Annotated in this window: 14 protein-coding genes; 10 read left to right on the top strand and 4 right to left on the bottom strand. The window is 63.5% G+C overall.

The window, feature by feature from the left end:
• Positions 1 to 56 precede the first annotated feature (56 nt).
• A complete protein-coding gene (locus tag NFG57_RS12240) occupies positions 57 to 320 on the top strand; it encodes an Lpp/OprI family alanine-zipper lipoprotein (RefSeq protein WP_045992670.1) in 264 nt (87 codons plus the stop codon).
• A 527-nt stretch (positions 321 to 847) separates the two neighbouring features.
• On the opposite strand, the gene NFG57_RS12235 is transcribed toward NFG57_RS12240, so the two are convergent.
• Both NFG57_RS12235 and mfd read right to left on the bottom strand, forming a co-directional pair.
• Positions 848 to 1903 carry a L,D-transpeptidase family protein gene (locus tag NFG57_RS12235; RefSeq protein WP_108132833.1) on the bottom strand — a complete coding sequence of 352 codons (1056 nt, stop codon included), beginning with the start codon at positions 1901 to 1903 and terminating at the stop codon, positions 848 to 850.
• 117 nt (positions 1904 to 2020) lie between these two features.
• On the bottom strand, positions 2021 to 5470 hold the full coding sequence (gene mfd / locus NFG57_RS12230; protein WP_124803688.1) for a transcription-repair coupling factor: 3450 nt from the start codon (positions 5468 to 5470) through the stop codon (positions 2021 to 2023).
• 183 nt (positions 5471 to 5653) lie between these two features.
• On the opposite strand from mfd, the gene NFG57_RS12225 reads away from it, so the two are divergent.
• The 9 genes from NFG57_RS12225 to sthA all read left to right on the top strand — a co-directional run bounded on the left by NFG57_RS12225 (position 5654) and on the right by sthA (position 15475).
• On the top strand, positions 5654 to 7111 hold the full coding sequence (locus tag NFG57_RS12225; RefSeq protein ID WP_045992667.1) for a glyceraldehyde-3-phosphate dehydrogenase: 1458 nt from the start codon (positions 5654 to 5656) through the stop codon (positions 7109 to 7111).
• A gap of 294 nt (positions 7112 to 7405) precedes the next feature.
• Positions 7406 to 8755, top strand: coding sequence for a Na(+)-translocating NADH-quinone reductase subunit A (locus NFG57_RS12220; protein ID WP_108132831.1), 1350 nt, complete (start codon positions 7406 to 7408; stop codon positions 8753 to 8755).
• On the top strand, positions 8755 to 9981 hold the full coding sequence (locus NFG57_RS12215) for an NADH:ubiquinone reductase (Na(+)-transporting) subunit B (RefSeq protein ID WP_045992665.1): 1227 nt from the start codon (positions 8755 to 8757) through the stop codon (positions 9979 to 9981). The genes NFG57_RS12220 and NFG57_RS12215 overlap by 1 nt, the downstream gene beginning before the upstream one ends.
• The gene (locus NFG57_RS12210; protein ID WP_108132830.1) at positions 9981 to 10799 is read left to right on the top strand and encodes a Na(+)-translocating NADH-quinone reductase subunit C; all 819 of its coding nucleotides are present in this window, start codon (positions 9981 to 9983) and stop codon (positions 10797 to 10799) included. Before NFG57_RS12215 ends, NFG57_RS12210 begins: the two co-directional genes overlap by 1 nt.
• Positions 10800 to 10801: 2 nt before the next feature.
• Complete coding sequence (locus tag NFG57_RS12205; RefSeq protein WP_045992663.1) at positions 10802 to 11470, top strand: NADH:ubiquinone reductase (Na(+)-transporting) subunit D; 669 nt, start codon at positions 10802 to 10804, stop codon at positions 11468 to 11470.
• A 1-nt stretch (position 11471) separates the two neighbouring features.
• Positions 11472 to 12089, top strand: coding sequence for an NADH:ubiquinone reductase (Na(+)-transporting) subunit E (nqrE, locus tag NFG57_RS12200; protein WP_045992662.1), 618 nt, complete (start codon positions 11472 to 11474; stop codon positions 12087 to 12089).
• 63 nt (positions 12090 to 12152) lie between these two features.
• Positions 12153 to 13385, top strand: a complete 1233-nt coding sequence (nqrF, locus tag NFG57_RS12195) for an NADH:ubiquinone reductase (Na(+)-transporting) subunit F (protein WP_045992661.1) — start codon at positions 12153 to 12155, stop codon at positions 13383 to 13385.
• A gap of 327 nt (positions 13386 to 13712) precedes the next feature.
• Positions 13713 to 13970 (top strand): (Na+)-NQR maturation NqrM, encoded by a 258-nt coding sequence (gene nqrM / locus NFG57_RS12190; RefSeq protein ID WP_045992660.1) that lies wholly within the window; start codon positions 13713 to 13715, stop codon positions 13968 to 13970.
• 113 nt (positions 13971 to 14083) lie between these two features.
• A complete protein-coding gene (gene sthA, locus NFG57_RS12185) occupies positions 14084 to 15475 on the top strand; it encodes a Si-specific NAD(P)(+) transhydrogenase (RefSeq protein WP_348814420.1) in 1392 nt (463 codons plus the stop codon).
• A 154-nt stretch (positions 15476 to 15629) separates the two neighbouring features.
• Here sthA and NFG57_RS12180 read toward each other — a convergent pair whose 3' ends face one another.
• Together NFG57_RS12180 and NFG57_RS12175 are read right to left on the bottom strand one after the other, a co-directional pair.
• Positions 15630 to 16052 carry a DUF488 family protein gene (locus tag NFG57_RS12180; protein ID WP_108132829.1) on the bottom strand — a complete coding sequence of 141 codons (423 nt, stop codon included), beginning with the start codon at positions 16050 to 16052 and terminating at the stop codon, positions 15630 to 15632.
• Positions 16049 to 16993: a PA2778 family cysteine peptidase gene (locus NFG57_RS12175; protein WP_348814419.1), complete on the bottom strand. Its 945-nt coding sequence runs from the start codon at positions 16991 to 16993 to the stop codon at positions 16049 to 16051. The genes NFG57_RS12180 and NFG57_RS12175 overlap by 4 nt, the downstream gene beginning before the upstream one ends.
• Positions 16994 to 17005: the final 12 nt, after the last annotated feature.

The raw sequence follows: 17005 nt of genomic DNA, 5'->3' as shown, positions 1-17005 counted from the left end.
GATCGGGTATGTTACTGTCACCAACGCAGTACCAAGGAAGACTCAAGGAGAACACCATGACTCTGAAGACTACCCTGAAGCTGACCGCCGCCGCCGCTTCTCTGGCCGTTCTGGCTGGCTGTGCTTCTTCCAGCGCTCTGGAAGAAGTCCGCATGACCGCTGAGTCCGCTCAGGCCGACGCTGCAGAAGCTCGCAGCATCGCCACTCAGGCTCAGAACACTGCCAACCAGGCACAGCGTGACGCTCAAGCGGCCCTGCAGCTGTCTCAGCAGAACCGCGAAGAGATGAACCGCATGTTCGAGCGCTCCATGCGCAAGTAATCGTTTCGCATCCCGTTCGCGGGATTGACCGACAGGACGTCAGGGTTTCATCGAAATCAGGTCGTCCAGGTCATGAAACGATAGGCTGAGGCCCCACCGAAAGGTGGGGCCTCAGTCGTTTGTGGCGTGTGATCATTGCATGACGATTGATGGTGGGCGGGAGCTGCCAGCCAATCGTCTGACCGCTGCCTGTTCCTTCATCTGACGGCTGCCTGTCTGGCTGCCTGTCCTGTCGCTTGTCTCCTGACGGCTGCCTCTCCTCTGCCTGACGGCTGCCTGTCCTGTCGCTTGTCTCCTGACGGCTGACTCTCCTCTGCCTGACGGCTGCCTGTCCTGTCGCTTGCCGCCTGACGGCTGCCTCTCCTCTGCCTGACGGCTGACTGCTGCGGATGCATCGCTTGAGCTGGATCATGGTGTCGCCACCATGCCGGCGAGGCCCCCGCTGGAAATGTTGGCGCCAAAAAAAGGCGCCCCTGTCGGGGCGCCGTGCACGTCACGTGCTTGATGTGGTGCCTGTGGTCGCCGGTTCAGCCTTCGTGGCTGACCTGTCCCAGCAGGGCAGGCTCGTCGGCGATCAACTCGATATGGTCATAGAGGCTGCCAGGCAGCGGCTTGGGTTCTGCCGGGGTGGTGGTCTGCATGGCGACCGGAAGGCCGCTGGGCGTCTCCATGGCGCTACGCAGGCGCGCAAAGTCGACATCGTAGTCCTTGTCCTTGACGGCGGCCTCGACCTCCTCGATAGCGGCGGTCATGTCCTCGATCGGCGCGCCTTCTTCTTCGTCGAGGTAGGGGTAGGCCTGGACATAGAGGTGCTCGTCGGACCAGCCGAGCTTCAGCGGTTCGTTGACCAGTCGGACACGGGTGCCCACCGCGACTTGATCGAACAGATTCTCGACATCGTCGGGCAGCATGCGGATGCAGCCGTGGGTGACGCGCATGCCGACGCCCTCGGGCTTGTTGGTGCCGTGGATCAGGTAGCCGGGGATGCCCAGGCGCATCTTGCGCGTGCCCATGGGGTTGTCGGGTCCGGGCGGCACCACGCCGGGCAAGGGGTCGCCGGCCTCGGCGTGTTCGCGGCGAATGGAGGCAGGAGGATACCAGGACGGATTCTTGACCATCTGGGTGATGGTGGTGGAGCCCAGCGGCGTCTTCCAGTCCATGCGGCCCACGGCGATCGGGTAGGTCTGCACCGTACGCGGCTCGCCTTCCTTGGCCGGCGGGTAGTAGTAGAGGCGCATCTCGGCCACGTTGACCACGATGCCGTTGCGCGGTGCATCGGGCAGGATGAACTGGGCCGGGATGGTCACTTCGGTACCCTCGCCGGGATACCAGATGCTGATGTCGGGGTTGGCGCGGGTGATGGCGTTGAAGCCGATGCCGTGCTCGTGTCCGATATCGATGAGGGTGTCTTCCTCGTCGGCTTCGACGGTGTAGACCTCACCGATCAGGTCGCCTTCTTCGGGCAGCAGGTAGTGGCCCCGGGGCAGGTCGTCGGCCGCCGCCAGAGGTGCCGCCAGCGCGCCCACAACGCCACACAGGGTGGCGAGGCGGACGAGTGGCCGGCGAAGTGAAGTCGAAGTCATTGCAGCAGTCTCGATAATGGGTGAAAGCCGGGGATCACCCGGCCGGAATTTGCGGTGTCCTATGTACATAGATTGCCCGCTAATGCGGCGTTGCGCCAGTCCCTTGCAAGGGATGGCTCAGGCCGCCTGAGTCTTTCGATTGAGTTGGTCCAGCAGCGCCTCGACGGCCTCGAAGCGGGTCTCCTCGACGGCCATGTCGGCCTGGAAGCGCAGGGTGTCGGCGCCCTCCAGTCGATAGCGTTCCGGCGCCCCCTGGATCAGCCCCACCAGCGTCAGTGGATCCACCGCGGTCTGGCCGCCGAACAGGACGCGCCCGCGCTCGGCGCCCGCTTCCAGGCGCACGATACCGAGCCTTTCGGCACGCTGCCTGAGGCGGGTCTGGCGCAGCAGCGTCTTGACCGGGGCGGGCAGCAGCCCGAAGCGATCGATCATCTCCACGCGCAGTTCCTTGAGCTCGGCCTCGTTGTCGGCGTTGGCGATGCGCTTGTACATCACCAGACGCTGCTGGACATCGGGGAGATAGTCGTCGGGAATCAGCGCCGGCAGGTTGAGGCTGATCTCGACGCCTTCCTGCAGCGGCGCCTCGATATTCGGAGTGCGGCCTTCACGGATGGCCTTCACCGCCCGGTCGAGCATCTCCATATAGAGGCTGTAGCCCACCGCTTCCATCTGGCCGCTCTGTTCGTCGCCCAGCAGTTCGCCGGCGCCGCGGATTTCCATGTCGTGGCTGGCCAGGGTGAAACCAGCGCCCAGGTCCTCGGCCTGGCCGATCGCCTCGAGGCGCTTGACCGCATCTCGGGTGATCGAGCGAGGCGGCGGCGCCAGCAGGTAGGCGTAGGCCTGGTGGTGGCTGCGGCCTACCCGGCCGCGCAGCTGGTGGAGCTGGGCCAGTCCGAACTTGTCGGCACGCTCGATGATGATGGTGTTGGCGCTGGGCACGTCGATGCCGGTCTCGATGATGGTCGAGCACACCAGCACGTTGAAGCGCTTGTGATAGAAGTCGGACATCACCCGTTCCAGCGAGCGCTCGGGCAGCTGCCCATGGGCCACCGCGACGCGGGCGTCGGGCACCAGTTCGCGGACCTTCTCGGCGGCGCTCTCGATGGTCTTGACCTCGTTGTGCAGGTAGTAGACCTGGCCGCCACGCAGGATCTCGCGCAGGATCGCCTCCTTTATCACGGCTTCTTCGCGCTGCTGGACGAAGGTCTTCACCGACAGGCGTCTGGCCGGTGGGGTGGCGATGATCGACAGGTCGCGGATACCGCTCATGGCCATGTTGAGCGTGCGCGGGATCGGTGTGGCGGTCATGGTCAGTACGTCGACCTCGGCACGCAGGGTCTTGAGTCTTTCCTTCTGGGACACGCCGAAGCGATGCTCTTCATCGATGATGACCAGCCCCAGCTCGGGGAAGTCGAGTTTCCGAGACAACAGCTTGTGGGTGCCGATGACGATATCGACCTTGCCTTCGCGAACGCGCTTGAGGGTGTCTGTCTGGCTACCGCTGCTGGTGAAGCGGGACAACAGCTCGATATCCACTGCGGTATCGGCGAAGCGGTCGCGGAAGTTCTCGAAATGCTGGCGGGCGAGCAGGGTGGTCGGCACCAGCACCACCACCTGGCGCCCGGACTGTACCGCAAGAAAGGCGGCACGCATGGCGACCTCGGTCTTGCCGAAGCCGACGTCGCCGCAGACGACACGGTCCATCGGGCGCGGTGCGGTCATGTCCTGGATCACCGCCTGGATGGTGACCCGCTGATCCGGCGTCTCCTCGAACGGGAAGTTGGCGACGAAGCGAGCGTACTCTTCATCCGGGGCGGCACAGGCGAAGCCTTCCCGGGCCTCGCGGCGGGCATAGATGTCGAGCAGCTCGGCGGCGGTATCGCGGATCTTCTCGGCGGCCTTGCGCTTGGCCTTTTCCCACTGTTCCGAGCCCAGTCGATGCAGCGGTGCCAGTTCATCGTCGGCACCGGCGTAGCGGGAAATAAGGTGCAGGCTGTCCACCGGCACGTAGAGCTTGGCGCCGTCGGCGTACTCGAGGCTGACGAATTCGGCCGCCTGGCCGCCGGCTTCCAGCGTTTCCAGCCCGCGGTAGCGGCCGACGCCGTGGGACTGGTGGACCACCGGGGCGCCGACCTTGAGTTCGGAAAGATGGCGTACGGCGAGTTCGTTGTCGTCGGTGGCCTTGGCCTGGCGGCGGGTCTGGCGCACGATCTCGCCGAACAGTTCCGTCTCGGTGATCACACTGACCGCGGGGGAGCCGAGCGACAGGCCGCTGGAGAGCTGCCCCTCGGCGATGGCCAGGCGAGAGCTGCCGGCGAGGAAGTCGGAAAATCCGTCCGCGGCGTCCAGTGCACCGGTAGCGGGGGCCAGGGTCTCCTCCAGCGCTTCCCGACGCCCACGGGACTCGGCCACGAACAGCACCCGGCGCTCTGCGTGCTCGTTCAGAAAGCCTCTGAGCGCCGCCAGCGGATCCTTTGCCCTGGCATTGATCGCCACCTGGGGGGCGTCGCTGGCATCCGAGGGATGGGCGTGGGGATGCTCGCTGTCTGCCGTCAGCTCGACCCTGGGGTGGGTCTTGATCAGCCCGAACAGTTCCGCTTCCGGGATGAAGGCACGGTGGGGCGGCAGCAGGGGGCGGGTCGGATCGACGCCGAGATTTTCGTAGCGGCTGGTGATCGCCTGCCAGTGGTGCTCGGCGGCTTCGCGGCAGCCGGACATCAGGGCGACGCGGGTATCCGCGGGAAGATGGTCGAACAGTGAAGCGGTGGCCTCGAAGAACAACGGCAGATACTGCTCGAGTCCGGGTGAGGGGATGCCCTTCAGCGCATCGACATAAAGCGGGCACTGGCGTGGGTCGACGTCGAACAGGGTCTCGAAGCCTTCACGAAAGCAGGCGATGGCCGAGCGTGACAGCGAATACTCGTGCGCCGGCAGCAGGTCGATCCGCTCGACCTTGTCGAGGCTGCGCTGGGTGTCGGGGTCGAAGCTCCTGAGGGTGTCGATCTCGTCGTCGAACAGGTCGATGCGAAGCGGATGGTCGCTGCCCATGGGAAAGAGATCGATCAGGGCGCCACGCAGGGCGTATTCACCCGGCTCGAAGACGGTCTCCACCGCCCGGTAGCCCGCCCGTGACAGCTGTTCGCGGAAGGTCTCCCGTTGCAGGGTGGCGCCGACCTCCAGGGTCAGCACCCGTCCGGCGATATAGTCCACGGGCGGCAGACGCTGCATCAGGGTATTGATCGGTACCAGCACGATGCCGTGCACACCATCCTGCAGATGCCGGAGGGTGCGCAGCCGCGACGAGACGATGTCCTGATGGGGCGAAAAGCTGTCGTAGGGCAGCGTCTCCCAGTCGGGGAAGGGCAGTACCGGCACGTCGGCATAGAAGGCCAGTTCGTTCTCGAGCCTCAGTGCTTCGGCGGTATCCTGGGTAATCACCAGCAGTGGCGCGTCGGCAGCCAGGCGCGAAAGCGCCAGGGCGCTGGCGCTGCCGGCGGGCGTGGTGAGGTACAGGGTGTCACGGGCGCCCTGGGGATGCGGCGGATCGAGCGGCGAAAAGGTAGGCATAGAGGATGTCGTTTCGCTGGCGTTCAGAGGTCGAGCAGGCATCATACCAGCCCGATCTCGCTCATGTAGTCAAACCGCGATTTGTGTAACGGGCCTACAGGAGGTGCGACCATACAGTCATTGCCCCTTTCAAGGGGGGGGCTGATAATACGCTCGTTTCCCCATCAGACTTAGAGGTCTCTCGTGAGCCAGCAACCCGATATCGTCTTCCAGCAATGGCACGACAACCAGGCCGTGGCCGAGCAGATGATCCCGCTGATCGGCAGCCTGTATCGTCGCAATAACGTGGTCACCACCATGTTCGGACGTTCGCTGTTCAACCGCAGCGTCATCCGCATCCTCAAGGACCATCGTTTCGTCAGGAAGATCGAAGGTACCGAGTTGTCGGTGCAGGATACCTTCCCGCTGGTGCAGGCGATGACCCAGCTGAATCTGGGGCCGGCTCACGTCGATGTGGGCAAGCTGGGTGTGGCATTCAAGAAGCAGGGCGGTGGCGATGCGCTGGCGTTCATGCGCGAGCAGCTGGCCGAGATCGTCGACTGTCACGATCCTGACGCCGGCAATGGCGAGCCCAAGGACGTTGTGCTCTACGGCTTCGGCCGGATCGGCCGGATCCTGGCCCGCGTGCTGATCGAGAAGGCCGGTGGCGGCAACCTGCTGCGCCTCAAGGCCATCGTGGTGCGCGGTCGTGGCGATATCGCCAAGGATCTGGAAAAGCGCGCCAGCCTGCTGCGTCGTGACAGCGTTCACGGTCCCTTCGACGGCACCATCAGCGTGTGCCCGGAGACCCGCACCCTGACCGCCAACGGCAACGTGATCCAGGTCATCTACGCCGATTCGCCGAGCGATGTCGACTACACCGCCTACGGCATCAACAACGCCGTGGTGGTCGACAACACCGGTATCTGGCGCGACGAGGCTGGCCTCGGTCAGCACCTGGAGTGCAAGGGCGTGTCCAAGGCGCTGCTGACCGCCCCGGGCAAGGGCGACCTGAAAAACATCGTCTATGGCATCAATCATGGCGACATCACCCAGGATGATCGCATCATCTCCGCGGCGTCCTGCACCACCAACGCCATCGTGCCGGTATTGAAGGTGATGAACGACGAATACGGCATCGAGCATGGCCACGTCGAGACCGTTCACTCCTACACCAACGATCAGAACCTGATCGACAACTACCACAAGGGTGACCGTCGCGGACGCAGCGCACCGCTGAACATGGTGCTGACCGAGACCGGTGCCGCCAAGGCGGTTTCCAAGGCACTGCCGGAGCTGGGTGGCAAGCTGACCGGCAACGCCATCCGCGTGCCGACGCCCAATGTGTCGATGGCGATCCTCAACCTGTCGCTCGAGCGCGAGACCGACGCCGAGTCGCTCAACGACTACCTGCGCCGCATGTCCATCGACTCGGCCTTCCAGAAGCAGATCGACTTCGTCGACTCGCCGGAGGTGGTCTCCACCGACTTCGTCGGCAACCGTCACGCCGGCATCGTCGACGCCAAGGCGACCATCGCCCAGGGCCGCCACGCGGTGGTCTATGTGTGGTACGACAACGAGTTCGGCTACAGCTGCCAGGTGATTCGTATCCTGCAGCAGATCTCCAACGTGGCCTTCTGTAAGCTGCCGCGTCACGCCTAGTCCGTGCCGAGCGGGGCGAGAGTCTCGCGTTGAGGTAGTTCGAATACCCCTTGCCAACCTTGTTTGGCAAGGGGTTTTTCTGTTTGGGATGGAAGCGGTTTTGCAGAATCACGCAGTTCTGCGACGTTCGATCATGTGGTCAATCCACTGGCTTGTCTTTATAATGCTGGGGATTTTTCGGGGTGGTTCGATGTCGCCTCGGCGTGACTGGTGATGCGTGGCTTATAACAAGAATTCCTCTCATTTCCACCGAACCTCCGTCCATTATCTACGATCCATCAACTGGGCGAGTCTATGATCGAAGTCAAGAAAGGCCTGGATCTCCCCATCACGGGAGCGCCGGAGCAGCGTATCGAGGATGCGCGACCGGTGCGCCACGTGGCGCTCCTGGGGACCGACTATATCGGCATGAAGCCGACCATGGAGGTCAAGGAGGGGGACAAGGTCAAGCTGGGCCAATTACTGTTCACCGACAAGAAGATCGAGGGCGTGCGCTTTACCTCGCCGGCCTCGGGTGAAGTAGTGGCGATCAATCGCGGGGAAAAGCGCAGGCTCCTGTCGGTGGTGATCGAGGTCGACGACAGCGCCGAGGCCGAGTCCTTCACGGCTCATGGCCGCGATGCGCTCGAGTCCCTCGAACGTCAGACCGTGGTCGACCAACTGGTGGAGTCCGGTCTGTGGACCGCGCTGCGCACTCGCCCGTTCTCGCGTACCCCGGCGCCCGACGCCGTACCCACCGACATCTTCGTCACCGCCATCGACACCCAGCCGCTGGCCGCCGATCCGTCGCTGGTCATCAACGAGCAGGCCGAGGCGTTCGAGGACGGCCTCAAGGTGCTGGGACGACTGACCGAGGGCAAGGTGTTCTTGTGCACCGCCACCGATGCCCAGATTCCGGGCACCAAGGTCAAGGGCGTCCACCACGAGAGCTTCGCCGGCCCCCATCCTGCGGGCCTGGTCGGTACCCACATTCACTTCCTGTCCCCGGTGTCGCTGCAGCGTCGCGTCTGGCACATCGGCTATCAGGACGTGATCGCCTTCGGCAAGCTGTTCAGTGAAGGCAAGCTGGACCTGAGCCGAGTGGTCGCCGTGGGCGGCCCGCGTGCCGAGCGTCCGCGTCTGGTGCGTACCCGTGTGGGTGCCAGCACTGACGAGCTGCTGGATCACGAGATCAAGTCTGCCGATGACACCCGCGTCATCAGCGGAGGCGTGTTCTCCGGCTTCACCGCCGAAGGCAGCCTGCGCTACCTGGGCCGCTTCCACAACCAGATCACCCTGCTGGAAGAGGGCAACAAGCGTGCCTTCATGGGCTGGTTGTCGCCGGGTGCCAATCGTCACTCGGTACTGGGTATCTACCTGTCGAGCCTGAAGGGCCTGCGCAACTATGCGCCGACCACCTCGACCAATGGCTCCGAGCGCGCCATGGTGCCGGTGGGTGCGTATGAAAAGGTGATGCCGCTGGACATCATGCCCACGCAGCTCTTGCGTTCGCTGATCGTCGGCGACATCGAGTCGGCGATGGAGCTCGGCTGCCTCGAGCTGGATGAAGAAGACCTGGCGCTGTGCACCTATGTGTGCCCGGGCAAGTATGAGTACGGTCCCATCCTGCGTGACAACCTCACCATGATCGAGAAAGAGGCCTGATGATGGGTATTCGACAGACACTCGACAATCTCGAGCCGCACTTTCACAAGGGTGGCAAGTACGAGAAGTTCTATCCGCTGTACGAGGCGGTGGACACTATCTTCTATGCGCCTCCCAGCGTGACCAAGACCACGGCTCACGTGCGTGACGGCATCGACCTCAAGCGCATGATGATCACGGTGTGGTTCTGCACCTTCCCGGCCATGTTCTTCGGCATGTGGAACGCTGGCTGGCAGGCCAACGAGGCCATCGCCGCGGGTTACGACTCCATGGGCGGCTGGCGCGAGATGATCCTGCTGACCTTCGCCGGTGGCCACGATGCCGGCAGCCTGTGGTCCAACTTCGTGCTGGGCGCTACCTACTTCCTCCCGATCTACCTGGTGACCTTCGTCATTGGTGGCTTCTGGGAAGTGCTGTTCGCGATCAAGCGCGGCCACGAGGTCAACGAAGGCTTCTTCGTCACCTCCGTGCTCTACGCCCTGATCCTGCCGGCTACCATCCCGCTGTGGCAGGTGGCGCTCGGCATCACCTTCGGTGTGGTGATCGGCAAGGAAATCTTCGGTGGTACCGGCAAGAACTTCCTCAACCCGGCGCTGACCGGTCGTGCCTTCCTGTACTTCGCCTATCCGGCGCAGATCTCCGGTGATGCCGTATGGGTCGCCGCCGACGGCTTCACCGGCGCGACGCCGCTGTCTACCGCCTACCAGAGCGGTATGGCCGCACTGCAGGACCAGTACAGCTGGTGGGACGCCTTCCTTGGCTTCATTCCCGGCTCCGTGGGTGAGACCTCGACGCTTGCCATCCTGATCGGGGCGGTGGTGCTGATCGGCATGAAGATCGCCTCGTGGCGGATCGTTGCCGGCGTGTTCCTCGGCATGGTAGCGATGAGCTCCATTCTCAACCTGATCGGCTCCGACACCAACGCCATGTTCGCCATGCCCTGGTACTGGCACCTGGTGGTGGGTGGCTTCGCCTTCGGCATGGTGTTCATGGCCACCGATCCCGTATCGGCGTCCATGACCAACCCGGGTCGCTTCATCTTCGGCGCCCTGATCGGTGTGATGACGGTTCTGATCCGTGTGGTCAACCCGGCCTTCCCCGAGGGCATCATGCTGGCGATCCTGTTCGCCAACCTGTTCGCGCCGCTCATCGATCACTTCTTTGTTCAGGCCAACATCAAGCGTCGCGCCAAGCGCACCGCTGTCGTGGCCGAGGAGACCGCCTGATGGCACAAGGTAACAACTCCATCAAGAAGATCCTGACGGTCGCCTTCTCCCTGTGTATCGTCTGCTCGATCATCGTGTCGACGGCGGCGGTGGGACTCAAGGCGCGCCAGGAGCGCAACCAGGAGCTGGACCGCAAGTCCAACATCCTGGCCGTGGCCGACCTGTACGAACCGGGCATGGACGTCGGCAAGGAGTTCTCCCAGGCGGTGACCGCCAAGGTCGTCGATCTCGACACCGGGGAGTACACCGATGAGGTCGATCCCGAGACCTATGACGGCTTCCAGGCCGCCAAGGATCCGGCCCAGTCGCGCACCCTGTCCGGGGAGAAGGATATCGCCGGTCTCGGCCGTCAGGAGCAGTTCTCCACCATCTATCTGGTCGGTGACGAGAACAACCCCGAGCAGATCGTGCTGCCGATTCGTGGCCAGGGCCTGTGGGGCCTGATGCGCGGCTACCTGTCTGTGCAGGGTGACGGCAACACCATCGGCGGGATCACCTTCTATTCCCACGCCGAGACACCTGGCCTGGGTGGCGAGGTCGACAACCCGCGCTGGAAGGCGCAGTGGGAAGGCAAGGAAATCTACGCCTCGAGCGACACCATGGAGCCGGCCATCCAGCTGGTGAAGGGTGGTGCCAGCGAGTCCACCGAGGTCGACGCCCTGTCCGGCGCGTCTCTGACCAGCCGCGGCGTGACCAAGCTGGTGCAATTCTGGCTGAGCGAGGAAGGCTTCGGTCACTACCTGGCGCGCTTCCGCGATGGCGTGGACAGCCAGGCTAGCGCCGACGCCAGCCCCTCTGACGACAGCGAAGGAGCCTGACGATGTCTGCACCGACTCCCAAGGGCGTCATCCTGACGCCGATCTTCAAGAACAACCCCATCGCCCTGCAGATCCTCGGTATCTGTTCGGCGCTGGCGGTGACCTCGAGCCTCAGCGTCTCGCTGGTCATGAGTCTGGCCGTGATCTTCGTGACGGCGTTCTCGAGCATGTTCGTCTCGCTGATCCGCAATCACATTCCGTCCTCCATCCGTATCATCGTGCAGATGACCATCATCGCCTCGTTGGTGATCGTGGTGGACCAGATCCTCAAGGCCTTTGCCTATGAGATGTCCAAGCAGCTGTCGGTATTCGTCGGTCTGATCATCACCAACTGCATCGTGATGGGCCGCGCCGAAGGCTTTGCCATGACCAACACCCCGACGCTGTCGTTCCTCGACGGTGTCGGCAACGGTCTGGGCTACGGCTTCATCCTGATGACCGTCGGCTTCTTCCGCGAGCTGTTCGGCTCCGGCAGCCTGTTCGGCGTGACCATCCTGGAAACCGTGCAGAACGGTGGCTGGTACGTGCCCAACGGCCTGCTGCTGCTGCCGCCGTCCGCCTTCTTCATCATCGGTCTGATCATCTGGGTGCTGCGCAGCCTCAACCCGGAGCAGGTCGAGGACAACGAGTTCGTGATGAAGGAAAACACCCAGCCGAAGGAGGCCGTGTAACATGGAACACTATCTGAGCCTTTTCGTTGCCTCGGTGTTCGTGGAGAACATGGCACTGGCGTTCTTCCTGGGCATGTGTACCTTCATGGCCGTGTCCAAGAAGGTATCCTCGGCCATCGGTCTGGGCATCGCGGTGGTAGCGGTACTGACCATCACCGTGCCGGTGAACAACCTGATCCTCGAGTATCTGCTGGCGGAAGGCGCGCTGTCCTGGACCGGCATCGCCGGCGCCGAGAACATCGACCTGTCGTTCCTGGGTCTGCTGTCCTACATCGGCGTCATCGCCGCACTGGTGCAGATCCTCGAGATGTTCCTCGACAAGTTCGTGCCGGCGCTCTACAACGCCCTCGGCGTGTTCCTGCCGCTGATCACCGTGAACTGCGCCATCCTCGGTGGCACCCTGTTCATGGTCGAGCGCAGCTACAACTTCGGTGAGTCCGTGGTCTATGGCCTGGGCGCCGGTGTCGGCTGGGCGCTGGCGATCACCGCCCTGGCCGGTATCCGCGAGAAACTGAAGTACAGCGATGTGCCCGCTTCCCTGCAGGGACTGGGCATCACCTTCATCACCGTGGGTCTGATGTCCCTGGGCTTCATGTCCTTCTCCGGCATCCAGCTCTGAGTGCCCTGCACCGGGGGCTCTGGCCCTCGGTGCAGGCCCTAACCCTAGCAATAGGAAACCGACATGGTTGATACAACAGTCATCGTGCTCGGCGTCGTCATGTTCACCATCATCGTCATCAGTCTGACGGCGGTGATCCTGGCGGCCCGCTCCAAGCTCGTGAGCTCGGGCGATGTGACCATCGAGATCAATGACGATCCCGAGAACACCCTGACCACCCAGGCCGGCGGCAAGCTGCTCAACACCCTGGCGGCCAATGGCATCTTCCTGTCCTCCGCCTGTGGCGGCGGCGGCTCCTGCGCCCAGTGCAAGTGCCGGGTCGAGGAGGGCGGCGGCTCGATCCTGCCCACCGAGGAAAGCCACTTCACCCTGCGCGAGAAGAAGGTCGGCTGGCGTCTGTCCTGTCAGGTACCGGTCAAGCAGGACATGAAGATCCAGGTCCCCGAGGAAGTGTTCGGCGTCAAGAAGTGGGAATGCGAGGTCATCGAGAACCCCAACGTCGCCACCTTCATCAAGGAGCTGAACCTGAAGCTGCCGGAAGGCGAGGAAGTGGCCTTCCGTGCCGGCGGCTATGTGCAGCTGGTGGCACCGGCCTACGACATCAAGTTCTCCGACTTCGATATCGAGGAAGAGTACCGCGGCGACTGGGAGAAATTCGGTCTGTTCGACGTCTCGCACAAGAACACCGAAGAGGTCATTCGTGCCTACTCCATGGCCAACTATCCGGAAGAGAAGGGTATTCTCAAGTTCAACATCCGGATCGCGACGCCTCCGCCCAACTCCAGCCACCCGCCTGGCCTGATGTCCACCTACGTCTTCAGCCTGAAGCCGGGTGACAAGGTCACGGTGATGGGGCCCTTCGGTGAGTTCTTCGCCAAGGACACCGACGCCGAGATGGTCTTCATCGGTGGTGGTGCCGGCATGGCGCCGATGCGCAGCCACATCTTCGACCAGCTGAAGCGTCTGAACAGCGAGCGCAAGATGACCTTCTGGTACGGCGCACGCTCCTGGCGCGAGACCTTCTACAACGAAGAGTACGACAAGCTGGCCGAGGAGCATGAGAACTTCGACTGGCACCTGGCACTGTCCGACCCCCAGCCGGAAGACAACTGGGAAGGGCCGACCGGGTTCATCCACAACGTGCTCTACGACATGTACCTCAAGGACCATCCGGCTCCCGAGGACTGCGAGTACTACATGTGCGGGCCGCCCATGATGAACGCCTCCGTCATCAAGATGCTGCTGGATCTCGGCGTCGAGCCCGAGAACATCATGCTGGATGACTTCGGCGGCTGATCACGCGCCTGTCCGTGTGCCCAAGGGCACCTTGCGAGCCCCGCCCCGTGCGGGGCTCGTTGGTTTGTGCGCCTTGTGATTTTGCCGCGAGAGGAGTTCTGGCATAATTGTCGCGCCGACTCGAGAATGCCCCGCGGACTCTCCTGGGAGGACACGGGACCTTGTCGAGTCGGTACCTTCAACGCCTCGGGCGTATGGCGACGGCCATTCGTTGTTCCGCCCAGGGATATCTCTTGTCCAACCGCTGTCCAATGGGAGAAAGGCAGGCGATGGTGTTCGCGAGAAAGTGACCAGAGCTATCCTGCCCCATCCAGCGAGGAGTCCATCATGACCATCTACCTTATCGTTTTCGGTGCCATGCTGCTGATCATCGGCGCCATGGCGATCGGTGTCATTCTTGGCCGCAAGCCCATCGCCGGCTCCTGCGGCGGGCTCAACCAGCTTGGCCTGAAGGACGGCTGCGAGATCTGCGGCGGCAAGGATGAGGTGTGCGAGGAAGAATCGAAGAAGCGCGCCACCAGTCAGCGTCGCCAATCCGACGAGAATCGCGGACTGGACCTGGGCTACGACGCGACTCGTCGCTGAGCGGCAGCATCGACGCCCCCTGACCATGACGGCGCCTCTCGAGGCGCCGTCCTCATGATAAGCAGTGCCCGGCATCTCACATCCGGGTCGGTTTCCAGGAGAAGGAAGACACGATGGCAGTCCACAACTATGACGTGGTGGTGATCGGCACCGGGCCCGCCGGCGAGAGCGCAGCGATCAATGCGGCCAAGCATGGCAAGCGGGTCGCGGTGGTCGAAAAGCAGGCGCGGGTCGGCGGCAATTGCACCCACTGGGGCACCATCCCTTCCAAGGCGCTGCGTCATCAGGTCCGCCAGATCATGTCGTTCAACACCAACAGCATGTTCCGGGATATCGGCGAGCCGCGCTGGTTCTCGTTCCCCAAGGTGCGTGAACGCTCCCGGGTGACCATCGATCAGCAGGTGTCCATGCGCACCAACTTCTACGCGCGCAATCGCATCGACCTGTATCACGGGATCGCACGCTTCAAGGACGAACACACCCTGATGGTAAGGGGCAGTGGTGAAAACCAGGAAGAGCTGGTAGCGGACAAGGTGATCATCGCCACGGGGTCACGGCCCTACCGTCCTGCGGACATCGATTTTCGCCACCCTCGTATCTACTGCTCCGATACCATTCTTGGTCTGCAGCACACCCCGCGTACCCTGATCATCTTCGGCGCCGGCGTTATCGGCTGTGAGTACGCCTCGATCTTCTCCGGGCTCGGACTCAAGGTGGATCTGATCAACAACCGCGGCAGCCTCTTGTCCTTCCTCGATGACGAGATCAGCGATGCGCTGTCCTACCATCTGCGCAAGCATGGTGTGTTGATCCGCCACAACGAGGAGTACGAGCGCGTCGAGGGCGACGAAAACGGCGTCACGGTGCATCTGAAGTCGGGCAAGCGGCTGCGCGCCGACGCCTTCCTGTGGGCCAACGGCCGCACCGGCAATACCGACCAGCTGGGCCTCGAGAACATCGGTCTCACCGCCAACGGCCGCGGGCAGCTGCAGGTCGACGAGCACTATCGCACGGTGCTGCCCCACATTTACGCCGCCGGAGACGTGGTCGGCTGGCCGAGTCTCGCCAGCGCCGCCTACGATCAGGGACTGAACGCCTGCGACGAGCTGCTGGACCGGGAATTCCGCTACGTCACCGAGGTGCCCACCGGGATCTACACCATTCCCGAGATCAGCTCCTTCGGTCGCACCGAGCGCGAGTTGACCGAGGCCAAGGTGCCTTACGAGGTCGGCCATGCCTTCTTCAAGGACACCGCCCGCGCCCAGATCACCGGCGATACCGTCGGCATGCTCAAGATCCTGTTCGATCAGGATACCCTGGAGATCTACGGCATCCACTGCTTCGGCGACCAGGCCTCGGAGATCGTCCATATCGGCCAGGCGATCATGCAGCAGGAAGGGGAGGCGAATACGCTGAAGTACTTCGTCAACACCACCTTCAACTATCCGACCATGGCCGAGGCCTACCGGGTGGCCGCCCAGAATGGCCTCAACCGGGTGTTCTGAGCCGACCAGCACGACCGACAAGAAAGGTGCCCTTGGGCACCTTTTTTGTCTGGGGTCGGACTATTGGCGCCTGCTGTGGGAGCCTCGGTAGCGCTGGGATCGACGCTCTACGATATCCGATATCGGGGCGCCTGCTCGATCCGGTGCCTGAGCGCTAGTGCCCGCTCTCGTGGGCAAAGCAAGGCGGCGAGGAGGGCAGGGCGTCTTCCTGATCTTCCTGGTGCAGTGCCTCGAGCAGGCGCTGGCGCAGCTCGGGCAGATGGGTGCTGTCGACATCGCGCGCCGCGGTCACCAGCGTCAAGCGGCCACGCCGGGCCAGGCGCATCAGCGGATACAGCCGGTCGGGGTGGTCGCGTAGCTCGCCGCGATAGCGAATCTCGAAGACCCTGGAACTGATCTCCTCGAGCTGATACTGGCGTCGCAGGGCATTGCTGGGTGAGGCCTCCCGGTACCACTCGGTAAGCGCCAGGGACTCGCGGCTGCGTCCTCTGGGCCACAGGCGGTCGACCAGTACTCTGGCGCCGTCGTCGGGCTCGGGCGCCTGGTAGACGCCCTTGAACACGATGTCGTAGCTCATCGAGCTCCTCCTTGCTGTTCGTTCAGCGCCTCCCTGGCGCCCTGCTGCCAGGGCCCGTCAAGCGAAGCCGCACGCCTGAGCGCTTCTCGAGCCCTTTTGTCATCGCCTTGGGACGCCAGGGTGAGCCCCAGGTTCAACCAGGCCGGCGCCAGAGACGGATCGTTTGCGACAGCGCTGCGCCAGGCGTCGATGGCCGCGGCAGGCTGGCCCGCCGCATGGTAGGCGTTGGCCAGCGCGAAATGCCCCATGGCCTCCTCGGGAAAGCGATCGACCAGGGCTTGCCAGGCCGGCAGGCTTTGCTCTGGTCCCTGGACCCGTTCGAAGTCCGAGGTGGCCTGGATGGCCGCCTCCGGTGCAATCGTCACCGGCAGCTCTCCTGGCGTCAGTGCCACGAAGGCCCAGCGCTCGGAACGTTGCCAGGTGGCGTCGAAACGCCCGAAATCGGTGGCATCCTGACGGGTGACGCCGGTGCGCAGCAATACCTCTTCGCTCTCGAGATCGTAGCCGTTGACCACCGCGAAGTGCCACAGCGGGAAGGCCGGCAGCGACAGGTTCTGCAGTACCACCACCGCGCGGCCGGCATCGACCTCTTCGAGCAGCGAGGCGAAGCGCGGCGCCAGAGTGAACGGGATTCGCCCGTGCCGTCGACTGGCGGCCAGCATCTCGGGCTGGAAGCTGCCCTTGCGGCTGGGCACGTAGATTTCGGGGATCAGTTGATCGACGCCGACTTCGACCCCTGCATGGTTGAGCACCATGGCCAGTGTGGCCGGGCCGCACTGGTAGTCACGCTGGGGGTGAAAGGGGACGTCTTCGAGGAGCTGGCGTTGGGGCAGCGTAGCGGTGACGCTGTGGTCCAGTTCGGGGGCGCTGGCACAGGCCGTGAGCCACATCACCAACGAAAGAGCGCCCGCCAGGCGGGCGCTCGAGACGAATGAGCGCATCACGCGCATGTC

Source organism: Halomonas sp. H10-59 (assembly GCF_040070555.1).
Taxonomy (GTDB): domain Bacteria; phylum Pseudomonadota; class Gammaproteobacteria; order Pseudomonadales; family Halomonadaceae; genus Halomonas; species Halomonas litopenaei.
This window is presented reverse-complemented; position numbering and strand designations above follow the sequence as displayed.

Bases quoted from the DNA above. Each gene is read 5' to 3' on its own strand.
- NFG57_RS12210 (WP_108132830.1), top strand. From the start codon at position 9,981: ATGGCACAAGGTAACAACTCCATCAAGAAGATCCTGACGGTCGCCTTC.
- nqrE (WP_045992662.1), top strand. From the start codon at position 11,472: ATGGAACACTATCTGAGCCTTTTCGTTGCCTCGGTGTTCGTGGAGAAC.
- mfd (WP_124803688.1), bottom strand. From the start codon at position 5,470: ATGCCTACCTTTTCGCCGCTCGATCCGCCGCATCCCCAGGGCGCCCGT.
- NFG57_RS12215 (WP_045992665.1), top strand. From the start codon at position 8,755: ATGATGGGTATTCGACAGACACTCGACAATCTCGAGCCGCACTTTCAC.
- NFG57_RS12240 (WP_045992670.1), top strand. From the start codon at position 57: ATGACTCTGAAGACTACCCTGAAGCTGACCGCCGCCGCCGCTTCTCTG.
- NFG57_RS12220 (WP_108132831.1), top strand. From the start codon at position 7,406: ATGATCGAAGTCAAGAAAGGCCTGGATCTCCCCATCACGGGAGCGCCG.
- NFG57_RS12180 (WP_108132829.1), bottom strand. From the start codon at position 16,052: ATGAGCTACGACATCGTGTTCAAGGGCGTCTACCAGGCGCCCGAGCCC.
- NFG57_RS12205 (WP_045992663.1), top strand. From the start codon at position 10,802: ATGTCTGCACCGACTCCCAAGGGCGTCATCCTGACGCCGATCTTCAAG.
- NFG57_RS12235 (WP_108132833.1), bottom strand. From the start codon at position 1,903: ATGACTTCGACTTCACTTCGCCGGCCACTCGTCCGCCTCGCCACCCTG.
- sthA (WP_348814420.1), top strand. From the start codon at position 14,084: ATGGCAGTCCACAACTATGACGTGGTGGTGATCGGCACCGGGCCCGCC.
- NFG57_RS12175 (WP_348814419.1), bottom strand. From the start codon at position 16,993: ATGCGCTCATTCGTCTCGAGCGCCCGCCTGGCGGGCGCTCTTTCGTTG.
- nqrM (WP_045992660.1), top strand. From the start codon at position 13,713: ATGACCATCTACCTTATCGTTTTCGGTGCCATGCTGCTGATCATCGGC.
- nqrF (WP_045992661.1), top strand. From the start codon at position 12,153: ATGGTTGATACAACAGTCATCGTGCTCGGCGTCGTCATGTTCACCATC.